The following is a 14506-nucleotide window of genomic DNA, read 5'->3' on the forward strand; positions in this document are numbered from 1 at the left end:
TACTGCGCCAAAAACAACGTGGACTTCCTGCAGAGCGCACGACGGAAGCGTGGTGGTACCCTCAATAACGCCACGGTGCCGTGCGATCGATCCATTCGCGCGTCCGCGCTTCGGGATCGGCGTTCAAGGTGATGTCGGTGACAACCGCCACGGTGTCAGCGCTCGCGTCGAATACGCCCTGTAGCCTGTCCACATTCAAGCCTCCGATCGCCACCAGCGGCAAGGGTGCGACACGCTTCTTCCAATCCGTGATCCGTTCCAGACCTTGCGGCGCCCATTTCATCTGCTTGAGAATGGTGGGATAGATCGGGCCGAGCGCCACATAGTCAGGTTTCGCAGCCAACGCCGTTTCGAGCTCCGTCTCGTCATGTGTGGAAAGACCGAATTTCAGGCGCCGGCTCTGCGAATAGCATCAAGGTCGGCTTCCACCAGATCCTCCTGGCCCAGATGGATGAAATCGCATCCCTCGTCGATCGCCAGTTTCCAGTAGTCGTTGACAACCAGCTGGCAATTCGCCGCTGCGCAAACGGCCTTGGTACGACGGATTTCCTGGCGCAGGATCTCGTCCGGGCGATCCTTCACGCGCAGTTGCACCAGTTTGACGCCCAGCGGCACGAGACGTTCGATCCATTCGGAACTGTCGACGATGAGATAGAAGGGATCGAGCCTCATGCGAAAACGCCCTTTCCGACAACCGGGGTGGACGGTACCGCCATGTCGCGCGGCTCCAGCATGCCGGAAAGATAAGCGAGCCTTCCGGCCTCGATCGCCTTGCCAAACGCCTCGGCCATGGCAGGCGGATCGCCTGCGACGGCGACCGCGGTATTCAGCAGCACCGCGTCGTAGCCGAATTCCATCACCGCTGCCGCATGCGACGGCCTCCCGATCCCCGCATCCACGATCAGCGGGATGTCCGGAAAGGCGCTCCGCATGGCCTTGAGCGCGGAAGGGTTGCGCGGACCGGCCGCAGAACCGATCGGCGCGCACCAGGGCATCAAGACCCGACATCCGACGGAGACCAGTTTTTCACCGACCACCAGATCGTCCGTCGTATAGGGAAATACGCAAAACCCTTCCGAACAAAGAATGCGTGCGGCTTCGACCAGTTCGAACACATCCGGCTGGAGACTGTCGTGATGGCCGATCACCTCGAGCTTGATCCAGTCGGTACCAAATACTTCGCGCGCCATCTTGGCGGTCAGGATCGCCTCCGACGCACTGTGACATCCCGCGGTGTTGGGCAGGACGTGCACCGCGAGCTGGCGGATGAGTTCGAAGAAGGCTCCCCCCGTCTTTCCGCCGGCCGTTTCGCGGCGAAGCGAGACCGTGACAATCTCCGCGCCGGACCGGCTCACCGCCTCGGCAAGGACGGCCGGCGAAGGATAACGCGCGGTACCGAGCAGAAGCCGCGAAGACAGTGCAGCATCATAAAGAGAAAGCATGGATCAACCTCCCTGCATCGGGGACAGGATTTCGATACGGTCACCATCGTCCAGCCGGTGAGCGGCTCGGTCCTCGCGATGCACGAGATCTCCGTTGACGGCGGTTGCCAACCAGTCGCCCTCGTATTCCAGAACATGAAGAAGTTCGGCCAGGGTTACGGCCTCGCAGACCTGGGTTTCGCCATTGATAATCAGTTTCATGGGGTTAGCCTTTCAGACGTGAATGTCGCGCGAGGAGAATATCGGCGGCCCGCACAGCCATGGCGGGGGCCAACAGGAAGCCATGCCGATGCATGCCGGCGATGGCGAGCCCCTCCTCTGTTTCGATTACTTGCGGAATGTTGTTGGCAAACGCCGGACGTATGCCAGTCCCGGTCTCGACAACGCGTGCCTCGCCAAACGCCGGATGCAGCGTATAGGCCGCGTTCAGGAATTCCATGAGCGAACGCGCGGCAATCGGTCCGTCATCTTCGGCCTCGATCATCGTCGCCCCGACCATGAAACGGTGATCGTCGCGGGGCACGATATAGATCGGATGGCGTGGATGCAGCATCCTGATCGGCCTGGAAAGCGTCACATCCGCAGTTTCCAGATAGAGCATTTCGCCTCGCACGCCGCGCATGCCGGAAAGTCGCGGTATCGCCGCTGGCCCGGTGCAGTCGAGCACGCGGGCAAATCGCCGGTCTTGCGGCTCGTGTCCGCCGAAATGGAAGACGACGCCACGCTCGCGGAGCCTGCCGGCTAGTCTGGCCAGTGCGCGGCGTGGATCGAGATGCGCTTCCTGCTGGAAGAAAAGAGCCTTTTCGAAGCGGCCGGCAAGTGCAGGTTCGAGGTCGGTCACACCCTTGCGATCGATCCAGACATGACCGGTCGTGCGCGCCGCAAACCGGACGAGATCCGGAAGGTCACGCGGCTGCGCCACGACCAGAGTACCGCGGCGACGAACCTCGCCGGGCACGGCCTCCTCCCACCATCCGGCCGCGCCCAGGCCCAATGTCAGGACAATCTCTTCGGCCGCCTCCCGTTCGCAATAGGGTGCGAGCATTCCTCCAGCAAAATGCGAGGCGCCAAGTCCCGCCGCGCCGGCTTTTTCGATCACCTCGACCGAAAAGCCCCGCCTGATGAGTTCATGGGCCGCCGCGAGGCCGGCAACGCCGGCTCCTTTGACGAGAAAGGTAGACATTATGCGTTACCCGGAAGGTCTGCGACCGGCATGTAAAGATCGCCGCCATCGCGGTATTTGGCGGCCATGGCTTGCAACCCCTCCCTCTGCGCTTCGGCGCGGATATCGTGCGAAATCCGCATCGAGCAGAATTTCGGGCCGCACATGGAGCAGAAATGCGCCACCTTATGCGCCTCCTTCGGCAGCGTTTCGTCGTGGAAGGAACGGGCGGTTTCCGGATCGAGCGAGAGGTTGAACTGGTCCTCCCATCGGAACTCGAAACGGGCGCGCGACAACGCATCGTCGCGCACCCGCGCCGCCGGATGGCCCTTGGCGAGATCGGCGGCATGTGCCGCGATCTTATAGGTGATGACGCCCACCTTGACGTCGTTGCGGTCCGGCAGGCCGAGATGTTCCTTGGGCGTCACGTAGCAGAGCATGGCGGTGCCGAACCAGCCGATCATCGCAGCCCCGATGCCGGACGTGATGTGGTCATAGCCCGGCGCGATATCGGTGGTTAGCGGTCCGAGCGTATAAAAAGGCGCCTCGCCGCAAACCGCGAGCTGCTTGTCCATGTTTTCCTTGATCTTGTGCATCGGGACATGGCCGGGACCTTCGATCATCACCTGGCAATCCTTCGCCCAGGCGATTTTCGTTAACTCGCCGAGCGTTTCCAGTTCTGCGAACTGCGCCGCATCGTTGGCATCAGCGATCGAGCCTGGCCGCAGGCCATCACCGAGCGAGAAGGAAACGTCGTAAGCGCGGCAAATGTCGCAGATCTCCTCGAAATGCTCGTAGAGAAAACTCTCCCTGTGGTGGTGCAGACACCACTTGGCCATGATCGAGCCGCCGCGGGAAACGATGCCGGTGACGCGATTGACGGTCAGCGGAATATAGGCGAGCCGCACGCCGGCATGGATGGTGAAATAGTCGACGCCCTGCTCGGCCTGTTCGATCAGCGTATCGCGATAGACCTCCCAGGTGAGGTCCTCGGCAACGCCGTTTACCTTTTCGAGTGCCTGGTAGAGCGGCACGGTACCGATCGGCACCGGCGAATTGCGGATGATCCATTCGCGGATATTGTGGATGTTTCGGCCGGTCGACAGGTCCATGACGGTGTCGGCACCCCAGCGGATCGCCCAGACCATCTTCTCCACTTCTTCCGCCATGGACGAGGTAACAGCCGAATTGCCGATATTGGCATTGATCTTTACCAGGAAGTTCCGGCCGATGATCATCGGTTCGGATTCTGGATGGTTGATATTGGCGGGAATGATCGCTCGGCCTTCCGCGACTTCCCGACGGACGAAATCCGGTGTCACGAAATCCGGGATATGGGCGCCAAAACTTTCGCCGTCGCGGATGAGAGCTTCCTTGGTCGCCTGTCGTCCGAGGTTTTCGCGAATGGCGATGAATTCCATTTCCGGCGTGACGATGCCGGCCCGCGCATAAGCGAGCTGGGTAACGGCCCTCCCCGCCTTCGCCTTGAAAGGCTGGCTGCGAACGGGGAATTCCGGCGTCAGCCTGTCGCCTGAAACAAAGCCGTTATCCTCCGGCCTGACGATGCGGCCCCCGTAGGATTCAACATCACCGCGAGCAAGAACCCAGCTTTCGCGCAGGCGTGGCAGGCCTGCATCGATGCGGATTTCGGCACCTTCTGCGGTGTAGGGACCCGAAGAATCGTAGACAGTGACTGGCGGTTCGCCAGAGGTCGGATGCAGTGCGATCTGACGCATCGGTACGCGGATATCCGGATGAATGGTGCCTGCTTTCAGGACTTTCGCGGAGGCGGGAAGCGGACCTGTGGTGACGACCGGAGTGAGTTTGGTGGCTGCAATATTCATGGTTCGAGGCTCCAAGTTTTGACGTTTGGAGACCCAGTTCCAGTGTTGGAATGATGAAAAAACGCCGTGGATTCCGAAGGACGGATACCCGCCCTCGCTGCCGCAGCGCCCGCACCGTCCCTACGCCAGTATGAACTGGATCAGGTTCAACGGGTCACTGCGCCTCGGGCGGCCAAAGCCGATCCGACCAGCAGTATCTCAGCCCCTTGGCGGGACCCCCCTGGTGAATAGGGCTAAGCTATTGTGAGAAATGCCGCTCCGTCAAGCCCTTAGGGCACCATTGAGAACCCATATCCCGACCGCTTGAGTTCTGTTCATCGCGCCGCTGGGCTGACTGGCTTCGTGGAGTTTAGCGAATGTGGCATGCTCAGCGCCGCCCCAATTCCCCGCCAGAACCTCCAGGAACGCAAAGCAATCGCCAACGGCTCGGTGCCCATCCGCTGTCACCCGACCACCCCTAGCGGCACCACTTTCGCCGGCGACAATAGAATGCCCTCGAAAAGCCAACTTGCGCATGGCGTCTCTCGCCAAAGCTGCGCAAACCAGACTGTTTTTCATGCCCATCCTGTCAATGATCGGGAAAAGGGCAATAAGATCAATAATTAGACGGTATGATCGGTTTTTAATCAAAAATCAAAAAGCTCATCATTTTGGCAGAATTTGCGGTTTATTTGGCCGAATATGAAACATCAGGTCTCTTGCCTCGTGACGGTATTGCAAGTGTAATTCTCCTCGTCTGATCGGCGCTTACGGCGTAATCAGACCAGCAAACAGCAGCGGAGCCGCCTTTTCAGCCCGGTCATTTGGCCGAGACGGCGGAGGCGTGCTCGGACGGCAAGGGGATGAGGCATGACAAAGCTTGCGACGACAATTCTGACCGGGTTTCTCGGGACCGGCAAGACCACGCTTCTCAATCACCTGCTCACCTCAATCGAAAACGAGAGCGTAGCGGTGATCGTCAACGAATTTGGGGAGGTCGGCATCGATGGAAAGCTCGTGGTGCCGACGGCGGACGAGGTCATCGAGCTGAACAATGGCTGCATCTGCTGCACTGTCAGGGGCGATCTCATCGCCGCGATCGGCGAACTGCTGCGCTCCGGACGGCCAATCGACCGCATCATCATCGAGACTTCGGGTCTTGCCGATCCGGCGCCGGTCATCCAGTCCTTCCTGCTCGACGAAACGCTCGCCAGGCGGCTGCAGCTTGATGCGATCGTGACCGTCGTCGATGCCCGCCATATGAAGCAACAGCTCTCTCAGGACGAGGCGAGGGAGCAGATCAGCTTTGCCGACGTGCTGCTGCTCAACAAGATCGACCTGGAGAGCGCCGAGGACCTTGCCGCCACCGAGCAGCAATTGCGCGGGATCAATCCGCTTGCCCGGATCATCCGGACGAGGGATTGCAAGGTCGAGCTCTCCGCGGTGCTCGACGTCGGCGCCTTCGACCTCAAGAACATCCTGTCTATCGACCCCGATATTCTCAAGGACCATGAACACGAGCACGACCAGAGCATCGGTTGCGTGGCGATCCAGGACTTCGGCCCGCTCGATCCAGCGGCGCTGAACGTCTGGCTCAATCGCCTGGCTCAGGAGATCGGCACGGACCTCTTCCGCATGAAGGGCGTGCTGAATCTCCACGGCGAGCAGCGCCGCTATGTCTTTCACGGCGTGCACATGACGCTTGAAGGACGCCCCGGAAAGGCCTGGGGGCCTTCGGAAAAGCGGCTCAACGAAATCGTCTTCATCGGCAGAAACCTCGACGACGCGATGCTTCGAGACGGCTTCATGAGCTGCCTCAGCCAGCAGCGCGCGCTGGCATCCTGATGCGCATCCGCCCAACCCCTCAACAAGGAGACAGACCCATGCCCCCGCTCGTTGCCGCAATGATCAGCCTCGGTGTGCTCGGCGCCATCGACACCTATATCACCGCGACGATATTTCCCGTTCCCGTGTGGGTCACCTTCATCGCCTGGGCGTCGTTCTTCGCCTGCGGCGGCGGAAACCAGGGGCTGGTCAAATCGATCGTTTCCAACTGGACCGGCATCGGCATCGCCTCGATCACGCTGCTGATCATCCAGTATGGCCCGGCCCACCCGATCTTTGCGGCGATCCTGGTCGGCGCCGGCACCTCAGCAATGATCCTGGCCTCGGCCATCCCGATCTTGAACTTTCCGCCGGCGATCGTCTTCGGCTTCGCCTCTCTCGTCGGCACCAGCGCGGCGACGGACACGACGATCGTCACCTCAGGTCTCAATCATCCGACCCTCGTCGCCATGGCCGCGATGCTGCTCGGCGGCGTCTTCGGCCTGCTCTCGGAAATCGGAACCCAGCTTCTGGCCGGCAAGAAATCCGCGACCGCCTGAGCGTCATCGTCACCATTCACCATAAAGGAACGATCCCATGAAACTTCAGCATTATCTTGGCGGCCTTGAGGGGCTGGGGCCCGTGAGCACCGAAACGCGCGTTTTCGTCGATGTCTGGGAAACCAGGATCTTCGGCATCCATACGGCGATGATGGCGCTGTCGCCGCAGCTTCCCCTTCCCGAGACGCCATCGACGTTCAAGACCATCTGGACCTGGGCGGACCTCAGGAAAGGGGCGGAGTCCCTCAATCCGTTCGATTATTTCAGGTTTCGCTATTACGAGAAGTGGCTCGGCGGAATATCGGGATACTTCATCGACAACGGCTATATCACGGCAGAAGAGCTCGATGCGCTGACGGAGGAATATTACAACGAGCCGTCGAAGCCGCTGCACGAGGCCGGCGATGAGGCGATCGACCGGCGCGTCGTGCAATATCTAGTCGAAGGCGACAGCCCCAAGCGCGACGTCGGCGTGACCTTCGAATTCAAAGTCGGCGATACGGTGGCGATCCGCGATGTGCCGACCGTCGAGCATACGAGGCTGCCCGGTTTCCTCCGCAACAAGTTCGGAACGATCGAGACCGTCTATGACGGGGCTTACACCTATCTCTGCGACACCGGCCCCGACGGCGTCGGCGCGGCGATGCCGGTCTACTGCGTTCGCTTCGAACCGAGTGACCTCTGGCCCGATAATGCCGAGAAGAATTTCAGCCTCTATGCCGATCTCTACGCCCACTATGTCGAGGCACCGGAAGCCGGCGAAGCCTCCAAGGCCGCCTGAGACGCACACCAGTCGCCGCCATTCCAGTCAAGGAGCCACAACAATGATGGACCGTTTTCACTATCGCCAGGACCGGGAAGCCTACAGCGCCGCCCGCGTCAAAGCCCTGGAAGCCCTGCTGATCAAAAAGGGCGTGATCACCGACAAAACCGTCGATACAGTCCTCGATTTCTTCGAGACAAAGATGGGGCCGTTCAACGGCGCCAAGATCGTCGCGCGCGCCTGGGTCGACCCGGCGTTCAAGGACAGGCTCGTCGCCGACACGCCGAAGGCCATCGCCGAACTTCAGTTGCCCGAGGGCATGGCGGGTGCCGAGGGCGAACACATGCGCGCGGTGGCCAACGCCCCCCATGTCCATAACCTCATCATCTGCACGCTTTGCTCCTGCTATCCGTGGCCGGTGCTCGGCCTGCCACCCTACTGGTACAAGGACCCGACCTTCCGCAGCCGTGCCGCCCGCGAGCCGCGCGCCGTACTGACGGAGTTCGGGCTGGCGGTTCCCGATGCGGTCGAGATCAAGGTCTGGGATTCCAGCGCCCAGATCCGCTGGTTCGTCGTGCCGGAACGCCCGGCCGGCACGGACGGGCTTTCCGAAGCGGAACTCGAGGCCCTGGTCACGCCCGAAGCGATGATGGGTGTCGCCGTCGCCAGGGCAGCGTGAGGAGGGGACATGCTGACGCAATTCGAGCATTTCGCCGTCACCGAGATGATGGGCAGCACCGACAACCCGCCGCGGGCGAACGGCTCGCTCTGCTTCGGCAGCGAGTGGGAGCGAAAGGCCTTCGGCATGGCGCTTGCGCTCGCCAAGGACGGCTTTTTCGAATGGGACGACTTCCGCGACGAGCTGATCAGCACGATCAGCGCCTGGGAAGCGGCCCATCCAGTCGATCGATCCTCCTGGAATTATTATGACCAGTTCCTGGCCGCCCTCGAAAAGGCCGTGGCGAAATCCGGCGTCATCGACGCAGACGAGATCAAGGCCGCCTTCGCGGCCTGATCACCATAGAGCGCCGCGCGTCCCGCAGGACGCGCCAAGGACGTTCTATCACTTTGAATTGGCGCATGATCCTTTCCGAAATCGATTCCGATTTTCGGGGTTATGCGCTGGCCCTTCAGTCAACATGTTATCGGCGCCAAAGGCGCCATGTCGAAAGGTTTTCCGATGTCCACGCCCTATATCGTCTCATCCTCGGCACCTGTTGCCACCGCTTCCGCCACGAGGCTGCTTCAGTCGGCGATTGCCGCCTGCCTTGGCCTCATGATCGTCGGCTTTGTCGGCTTCTCGCATATCGAAATCGTCCACAATGCTGCGCATGACTCGCGCCACGCCAACGCGTTTCCGTGCCACTGAGAGGAGAATGACAATGTCGCTGTTTCGCTCGATCGTCTTCACCGCGGTGCTCGTCGGCAGTATCGTCGGAACCGCTGTCACGGCCGTCCAGTTCTTCGGCACGAGCCAGCTCATCGCCAAGGCTGAAGTCTACGAGAAAGCGGGTGAGGCACTGCCGGCGGCAGGCGCCGCAGCCGCTATTCCCGCGGGACACGATCATGCGGCGATGGCCGCTCATGACCATGAAGAGGGAGGTTGGGAGCCGGCCGACGGCGTCGAGCGGACGGCCTTCACGCTGGCCGCCAACATTCTCACTGCCATCGGCTATGCGCTGGCGCTGACCGGGCTGATCTCGATGCGCGGCAAGGCGCTCGGCTGGCGCGAAGGGCTGATGTGGGGGCTGGCGGGTTTTGCCTGCGTGATGATCGCGCCGTTGCTGGGATTGCCGCCCGAACTGCCGGGCACGCCATCCGCGCCGCTTGCCGACCGGCAGGTCTGGTGGATAGCGACGGCGGCTGCGACGGCTTGCGGCCTCGCCCTGATCGCCTTTCACAGGAAGCCGTGGACGGCGGTCGCCGCCATCGTGCTGATCGCGGCTCCGCATGTGATCGGTGCGCCAGCCGCGCCAGAGGGCCGGCATGCGCTGGCTCCGGAAGCGCTCGAACATCAGTTCATCGCCGCCGCAGCCATGACCAGCCTCGTCTTCTGGGCGCTGCTCGGATCGCTGACGGGCACGTTCTTCCGGCGTTTCGAGGCATAGGGTGGAAGAGTTGCACCTGACATGGCGCGAGGATATCAACTCGCTGCAGTTTGACGCCGGCAACGGCGGCCACTGTTTCGTCCACCGGTTTGCGCTGCGGACATTGCTCGGCGCCAGGCCTTCGCCGGACGAATGCCTCGCCTTCGCCAGGCGGAACGCCCCTGCGTTGCTCAGTGCCGCCCGGCAGAGGATCGAGGCCGGCGAGGCACCGGCACAGCGGAATTTTCATCTCGACAGCCGGCAGATCCGCCGCAGCCTTTCGTAAGCTGGCAGGCTAATTGCATGAATTGAACATGCGGGCGTTTCCGGATCCGCATCGCAACAGGGGTCAAGGCAATGCGCATTGTTATTCTTTCCCCGCCCGGGGTCCAGTCTCTAGATATCGTCGGCCCCGCCGAGGTCTTCTGGGAAGCCGCCCAAAGGCTTGGCGACACGGATGCATACGACATACAGATCATGTCGACAGGAGCGGCGTCCGTCAACGGAACGGGCAAACTCCGGTTCCTCGCCGACCGGACGATCTTCGACCCGGACGAGCCGATCGACACGCTGCTTGTAGCTGGCGATCCGTCGTTCCAGACGATCGATCCCGAGGTTATCGCGTGGCTGCAGCGGCGGGTGCCGACGGTCCGGCGCTTCGGGTCGATCTGTACCGGCGTGTTCCTGTTGGCGGCTGCGGGGCTGCTCGACGGAAAGAACGTAACGACGCATTGGGAATGTGCCGGCAAGTTCGCCAGGGACTTTCCGGCAATCGATCTCGATCCCGATGCGATCTATATTCGCGACGGTGCACTCATAACGGCTGCGGGCGTCACATCGGGCATCGATCTGGCGCTCTCGCTGGTCGAAGAAGATCACGGGCGCGATGTCGCGATGATCGTTGCCCGCTACATGGTGATGTTCATGAAGCGTCCAGGCGGACAATCGCAGTTCAGCGCCCATCTCGTCGGCCAGATGTCGGAAACGACGCTGATCCAAAAGGCGCAGGAATATGTGCTGGCAAACCTCGGCGCTTCGCTCGCTGTAGATGATCTGGCGCAGAAAATAGGCATGAGCAAACGCAATTTCGCCCGGGTGTTCCGCCGCGAGCTCGGCATGACGCCAGCGGACTTCGTCACGGCGGCGCGAACCGACGCTGCCCGCCGTCTGCTGGAGGATACCGCCCAGCCGCTGCAGAAAATCGCCGCCATGTGCGGCTTTAGCGACGTCAATGCGATGCGCCGCGCCTTTGCGCGAACGATCGGAGTGAGCCCTAACCACTATCGCGGCCGCTTTCAACGTTCCGCGCCTGCCGGTATCGAACGATCCAAGTATATGATTTATGAGACCCGCCATGCGCGCCGACAGGAGCTGCGATTGTAATGGACGTTCATGCCCTAATCCCCGAAAATTGAAGGGGGACTCAGGTCAGAGGAAAATCCCGGCGGATTCGGTTGTGATCTTGCATCCGAAACTTACGCAACGAAGACCAATCACCGTTGGCGTTTCTCATGCGCAGCGGCCTGACAAAACCTAGCTCTTGAGAGGATATGAACTTCTGACCCGCCAATCGCGGGCAGAGCTTACTCTAGCCATTTGCGACCGTGCTCTTGAAAGCGGTTGCGACAGAGAATCTAGACAAACTGTCTTCCAAGTCTTGATCATCAATGTGCATAGATCTAATGAGGCACGCGTCAGTGACCTTGGGAGTTTAGAATGCAAGTTATGGTACGTGACAATAACGTTGAGCAAGCGCTCCGTTTTTTGAAAAAGAAGTTGCAGCGCGAGGGCGTTTTCCGGGAGGCCAGACTTCGGGAGCGTTTTGAAAAACCCTCCGAAAAACGTGCTCGTGAAAAAGCCGAGGGTATCAGGCGTGTCCGCAAGCTGGCTCGCAAAAAACTTGAGCGGGAAAGCGGTATCTCGGTTCCCAAGAAAGCGAGAGCTTTCGCTCGCTAGCAGGGATCGGGCGACGAATTTTTCGTCTGTCGACGATAGGACTTTCTCGTGCCCGAGATGTCCTTTTCCTGAAGGCCATACGGGGTGTCCGACGACAAGCGGATAGCTTCGAGATCGGCGTTGGCAGCGAGCATGTCAGCAAATGATTCCACCGCAATGATCCGAGTGGAACGCGGTCAAGCGGTGTGTTTGCGAATACGGTCTTCGAGACAACGCTCGCAGCAATTCCCGAAACGATGAGGCCAACCTTTGCCAGACCCCTTTCTCCCCCTATCATCACGCCCTCGGCTAGGCCCACTTCCAGATTTCAACTCCGCTGCTTCCAATTAACAATCTGGTGACTTCCAATTATCATTGTTGATAGTTCCAATTTTCGAGCGATTGGAGCCAGCATGTACCACCGATTTGTGGAGCGACGGGTAGAGGAGGCCCTTAGCGACACCCCGGTTGTCCTGATCGTCGGGCCTCGCCGGGCGGGCAAAACCACGCTCGTGCGAAAGATGGATGATGAGAGCCGCCGCTACATCACGCTGGACGACCAGACGGTCCTCGCCGCTGCGCAGTCCGATCCCGCCGGATTCGTCCACGGTCTTGACCGGGTGATCAGCGACGAAATCCAGCGCGCGCCCGAGCTGTTGCGTAACCGCTGTTCCGGCCCCACGTTGCCCTCGCCGTCCTAATCTGTGATCTTCTTTCCATGGACGAGCAATGGAATTTTCTCCATGGAGACTACATCGGAGCTTCTCACAACCTGGAAGTCTGGACGTGAGCTTCAACGGACGCGGCATCGGTTTAACGGCGCTGCGTAGCGTCGCACCGACAGCCGGGCTGTTTCTTGCGCAGAGCGCGAAAGTGTTTCCCTTTGTGAGGTCTTTTTCCCGAAGGATCGCGGCGAACATCTCGGGCTGATAGTCAATGATCAGCAGAGCCACCTGGTCGTGATTCCAAACGGCGTTTTGCGGAGACGCCTTCTGTGATTTGGAAACGCCCTTCGCGGCCGAAGTCGCTGCTGCCAGTTGCGGCAGGCCGCTAACGGCGACTCCAGCGGCCATCAGCGTTAGCACATCACGGCGAGCTATATCGGAGGGGTCATTCGTGTTCTCCTAGCGATGCGCGAGGGCGCACGGCTGCGCCCCGGGCTGGAAAGGCCCGGCGGAGGGTGACGTGTTCATGGACTTGGCTCTGCTGCTTAGAGTTTGATCTGCGACAGCTGCCGGTCGAAATCACCTGCGTCGAAATAATCGCGCCACACGGTAATCTTCCCGTCAACTACCGTAATGGTCCCCATGACGGGGAGCGTAATGGTACCACCACTCTGGTGACGAAAGATGTCAACACGTTCGTTCAGGACGACGTTGCCGTCTGCCGCGATCGCTTTCACCTGCCAATCCAAGGTGAATGCGGTACCGATGCCGAACTCCTTGTGGAACTTCGCGACGGCGTCAGCGCCGACGATATTAGGGAGCGGGACGTTGTCGTAGACAACGTCGGAAGCGAGCATTGCCAAGGCCTCGTCGACGCGATTGGCATTCCAGTGGCCGAAAAACGTCTTGGCGATCTCAATTGGTGTAGAGTCTGGCATTGATGTCTCCATTGCTTTCGGCGCTGCAGTTCATTTCGAATAAGCATCAAGAGGTCGCTTGAGAAGCCGATGAAACTCGATATGTTTTATCGGACTTTCCGATGGGGCTGGTATGAAAGACGTTTCGCTTGAGCGCCTAAGGGCATTTGTCGCCGTAGCGGAGCAGGGAGGCCTTTCAGCGGCCGGACGCTTCCTCGGCAAGGCGCAGTCGGCGGTCAGCGAGGCCGTCATAGCCACGGAGTCCCAACTTGGTTATGCCCTATTCCGGAAGAATGGTAGGCGCACCGAACTGACTGAACATGGCAGGGCATTGTTGCCGGACGCGAAGGCTGCGCTCGATGCAGCCGATGCGTTCAGAGCCAAGGCGGCGAACTTTCAGGGTCACATAGAAGCGGAACTTGCGTTCGCGGTGGATGTGATGCTGCCAACATCGAGACTGACAGCCGTCATAGACAGGTTCAGGCGGGAGTTTCCCCATACCGCTCTCTCGGTATATTCGGAGTCGCTCGGATCGACGTTGCAAACCGTCTGGGACAGCCAGGCTTCGTTTGCGGTCATTGGCACCTTGCCCGACGCGCCCTCCGAATTCGTGACGACACCGCTTTGCGACATACCCATGTGTCTCGTCGTCGGAAGTAGCCATCCTCTCTCAATGGAACGAGAACCGATCACGCATTCGGCGTTAACTCAGCACAACCAGCTTATAATATCAGACAAGACTTCTCGATCAACTGGGCGATCTTTCGGGGTGTTTTCGCAGAAGGTCTGGCGGGTGGCCGACCTGGGCTCGAAACAGGAATTCCTGCGTGCTGGCCTCGGGTGGGGGTTGATGCCAGTCCATCTCGTCGAAGAGGATTTGAAGACAGGACGCCTCCGGAGACCTCGGACCGAAGTTGAGAATTCACCGGATGGGTGGAAGCCAATACCCCTGTCAATTGCTTTTAAGCGATCACGGCCGCCCGGGCAGGGTGGGAGGTGGATGATCGACAATCTCATAAGCGAGTTGGCGTTACCTATAACTGATTGACAAAACGCGAAAGCCCGAAGAACGAAATGGGAGATTGCCCTGTCACCTGCCAAATAGGCCGGCGCGACGGAGGCCGGGCCACCAAGGTCATGGCTGAGGATATGGAAGCGTCCAACACCTTCGGCGTCCATCGGTTCAATCATGTCCTGCGCGATCGTGCTCGGCTCTAACCGCCGAGCGGCTTTTCGCTATCGGCGAACCCTCGGAGGTCCGAGACCTGCTCTGTCGCAGCGCTAACTGATCACATGCGGATGGGATTGTGCTGCGGGGGGACGCTTCC

The 14506-nt window shown here is 60.3% G+C and carries 16 protein-coding genes, 2 pseudogenes and 1 riboswitch; of the genes and pseudogenes, 12 read left to right on the plus strand and 6 right to left on the minus strand.

All coding sequences use genetic code 11. From position 1 onward, the window contains the following. Positions 1 to 61 precede the first annotated feature (61 nt). From AC1D2N_RS32430 to thiC, 5 genes and pseudogenes are all read right to left on the minus strand, one after another. A pseudogene (locus AC1D2N_RS32430) lies at positions 62 to 672 on the minus strand (thiamine phosphate synthase). Then, positions 669 to 1442, minus strand: coding sequence for a thiazole synthase (locus tag AC1D2N_RS32435; RefSeq protein ID WP_018517438.1), 774 nt, complete (start codon positions 1440 to 1442; stop codon positions 669 to 671). The pseudogene AC1D2N_RS32430 and the gene AC1D2N_RS32435 overlap by 4 nt, the downstream one beginning before the upstream one ends. A gap of 3 nt (positions 1443 to 1445) precedes the next feature. Further along, positions 1446 to 1643, minus strand: coding sequence for a sulfur carrier protein ThiS (gene thiS / locus AC1D2N_RS32440; protein ID WP_018517437.1), 198 nt, complete (start codon positions 1641 to 1643; stop codon positions 1446 to 1448). Between the two features lie 4 nt (positions 1644 to 1647). Further along, positions 1648 to 2625 carry a glycine oxidase ThiO gene (thiO, locus tag AC1D2N_RS32445; RefSeq protein ID WP_018517436.1) on the minus strand — a complete coding sequence of 326 codons (978 nt, stop codon included), beginning with the start codon at positions 2623 to 2625 and terminating at the stop codon, positions 1648 to 1650. Beyond that, positions 2625 to 4448 (minus strand): phosphomethylpyrimidine synthase ThiC, encoded by a 1824-nt coding sequence (gene thiC / locus AC1D2N_RS32450; RefSeq protein WP_018517435.1) that lies wholly within the window; start codon positions 4446 to 4448, stop codon positions 2625 to 2627. The genes thiO and thiC overlap by 1 nt, the downstream gene beginning before the upstream one ends. A 99-nt stretch (positions 4449 to 4547) precedes the next feature. Next, positions 4548 to 4680: riboswitch (TPP riboswitch) on the minus strand. A 617-nt stretch (positions 4681 to 5297) separates the two neighbouring features. On the opposite strand from thiC, the gene AC1D2N_RS32455 reads away from it, so the two are divergent. The 11 genes and pseudogenes from AC1D2N_RS32455 to AC1D2N_RS32505 all read left to right on the plus strand — a co-directional run. Next, complete coding sequence (locus AC1D2N_RS32455; protein WP_018517433.1) at positions 5298 to 6272, plus strand: CobW family GTP-binding protein; 975 nt, start codon at positions 5298 to 5300, stop codon at positions 6270 to 6272. A 38-nt stretch (positions 6273 to 6310) separates the two neighbouring features. Next, a complete protein-coding gene (locus AC1D2N_RS32460; RefSeq protein WP_018245354.1) occupies positions 6311 to 6811 on the plus strand; it encodes a DUF1097 domain-containing protein in 501 nt (166 codons plus the stop codon). Between the two features lie 37 nt (positions 6812 to 6848). Then, entirely contained in the window at positions 6849 to 7592 is a 744-nt protein-coding gene (gene nthB, locus AC1D2N_RS32465; RefSeq protein ID WP_018517432.1) for a nitrile hydratase subunit beta, read from the plus strand. A gap of 43 nt (positions 7593 to 7635) precedes the next feature. Beyond that, complete coding sequence (nthA, locus tag AC1D2N_RS32470; RefSeq protein WP_018245356.1) at positions 7636 to 8253, plus strand: nitrile hydratase subunit alpha; 618 nt, start codon at positions 7636 to 7638, stop codon at positions 8251 to 8253. 9 nt (positions 8254 to 8262) lie between these two features. Further along, complete coding sequence (locus AC1D2N_RS32475) at positions 8263 to 8589, plus strand: nitrile hydratase accessory protein (RefSeq protein WP_018245357.1); 327 nt, start codon at positions 8263 to 8265, stop codon at positions 8587 to 8589. Between the two features lie 165 nt (positions 8590 to 8754). Next, positions 8755 to 8943 carry a CbtB domain-containing protein gene (locus AC1D2N_RS32480; protein WP_026242423.1) on the plus strand — a complete coding sequence of 63 codons (189 nt, stop codon included), beginning with the start codon at positions 8755 to 8757 and terminating at the stop codon, positions 8941 to 8943. Between the two features lie 13 nt (positions 8944 to 8956). Beyond that, positions 8957 to 9682, plus strand: coding sequence for a CbtA family protein (locus AC1D2N_RS32485; protein ID WP_018517430.1), 726 nt, complete (start codon positions 8957 to 8959; stop codon positions 9680 to 9682). A 1-nt stretch (position 9683) separates the two neighbouring features. Next, complete coding sequence (locus tag AC1D2N_RS32490; RefSeq protein ID WP_032990402.1) at positions 9684 to 9947, plus strand: hypothetical protein; 264 nt, start codon at positions 9684 to 9686, stop codon at positions 9945 to 9947. A gap of 71 nt (positions 9948 to 10018) precedes the next feature. After that, positions 10019 to 11044 (plus strand): GlxA family transcriptional regulator, encoded by a 1026-nt coding sequence (locus tag AC1D2N_RS32495; RefSeq protein WP_018517428.1) that lies wholly within the window; start codon positions 10019 to 10021, stop codon positions 11042 to 11044. A gap of 333 nt (positions 11045 to 11377) precedes the next feature. Then, positions 11378 to 11617 (plus strand): 30S ribosomal protein S21, encoded by a 240-nt coding sequence (gene rpsU, locus AC1D2N_RS32500; protein ID WP_018517427.1) that lies wholly within the window; start codon positions 11378 to 11380, stop codon positions 11615 to 11617. 392 nt (positions 11618 to 12009) lie between these two features. After that, positions 12010 to 12255, plus strand: a pseudogene (locus tag AC1D2N_RS32505) (AAA family ATPase); the annotation flags it as partial. Positions 12256 to 12806: 551 nt separating this feature from the next. On the opposite strand, the gene AC1D2N_RS32510 reads toward AC1D2N_RS32505, so the two are convergent. Then, complete coding sequence (locus tag AC1D2N_RS32510) at positions 12807 to 13199, minus strand: limonene-1,2-epoxide hydrolase family protein (protein ID WP_018517424.1); 393 nt, start codon at positions 13197 to 13199, stop codon at positions 12807 to 12809. A gap of 112 nt (positions 13200 to 13311) precedes the next feature. On the opposite strand from AC1D2N_RS32510, the gene AC1D2N_RS32515 reads away from it, so the two are divergent. Further along, positions 13312 to 14226, plus strand: coding sequence for a LysR family transcriptional regulator (locus tag AC1D2N_RS32515; RefSeq protein WP_018517423.1), 915 nt, complete (start codon positions 13312 to 13314; stop codon positions 14224 to 14226). The last annotated feature ends 280 nt before the right edge of the window (positions 14227 to 14506 follow it).

The organism is Rhizobium sp. P1_B8 (genome assembly GCF_056406515.1).

Bases quoted from the DNA above. Each gene is read 5' to 3' on its own strand.
- AC1D2N_RS32455 (WP_018517433.1), top strand. From the start codon at position 5,298: ATGACAAAGCTTGCGACGACAATTCTGACCGGGTTTCTCGGGACCGGC.
- AC1D2N_RS32510 (WP_018517424.1), bottom strand. From the start codon at position 13,199: ATGCCAGACTCTACACCAATTGAGATCGCCAAGACGTTTTTCGGCCAC.
- thiO (WP_018517436.1), bottom strand. From the start codon at position 2,625: ATGTCTACCTTTCTCGTCAAAGGAGCCGGCGTTGCCGGCCTCGCGGCG.
- thiC (WP_018517435.1), bottom strand. From the start codon at position 4,448: ATGAATATTGCAGCCACCAAACTCACTCCGGTCGTCACCACAGGTCCG.
- AC1D2N_RS32435 (WP_018517438.1), bottom strand. From the start codon at position 1,442: ATGCTTTCTCTTTATGATGCTGCACTGTCTTCGCGGCTTCTGCTCGGT.
- rpsU (WP_018517427.1), top strand. From the start codon at position 11,378: ATGCAAGTTATGGTACGTGACAATAACGTTGAGCAAGCGCTCCGTTTT.
- AC1D2N_RS32495 (WP_018517428.1), top strand. From the start codon at position 10,019: ATGCGCATTGTTATTCTTTCCCCGCCCGGGGTCCAGTCTCTAGATATC.
- nthA (WP_018245356.1), top strand. From the start codon at position 7,636: ATGATGGACCGTTTTCACTATCGCCAGGACCGGGAAGCCTACAGCGCC.
- AC1D2N_RS32460 (WP_018245354.1), top strand. From the start codon at position 6,311: ATGCCCCCGCTCGTTGCCGCAATGATCAGCCTCGGTGTGCTCGGCGCC.
- nthB (WP_018517432.1), top strand. From the start codon at position 6,849: ATGAAACTTCAGCATTATCTTGGCGGCCTTGAGGGGCTGGGGCCCGTG.
- AC1D2N_RS32515 (WP_018517423.1), top strand. From the start codon at position 13,312: ATGAAAGACGTTTCGCTTGAGCGCCTAAGGGCATTTGTCGCCGTAGCG.
- thiS (WP_018517437.1), bottom strand. From the start codon at position 1,643: ATGAAACTGATTATCAATGGCGAAACCCAGGTCTGCGAGGCCGTAACC.
- AC1D2N_RS32475 (WP_018245357.1), top strand. From the start codon at position 8,263: ATGCTGACGCAATTCGAGCATTTCGCCGTCACCGAGATGATGGGCAGC.
- AC1D2N_RS32485 (WP_018517430.1), top strand. From the start codon at position 8,957: ATGTCGCTGTTTCGCTCGATCGTCTTCACCGCGGTGCTCGTCGGCAGT.
- AC1D2N_RS32480 (WP_026242423.1), top strand. From the start codon at position 8,755: ATGTCCACGCCCTATATCGTCTCATCCTCGGCACCTGTTGCCACCGCT.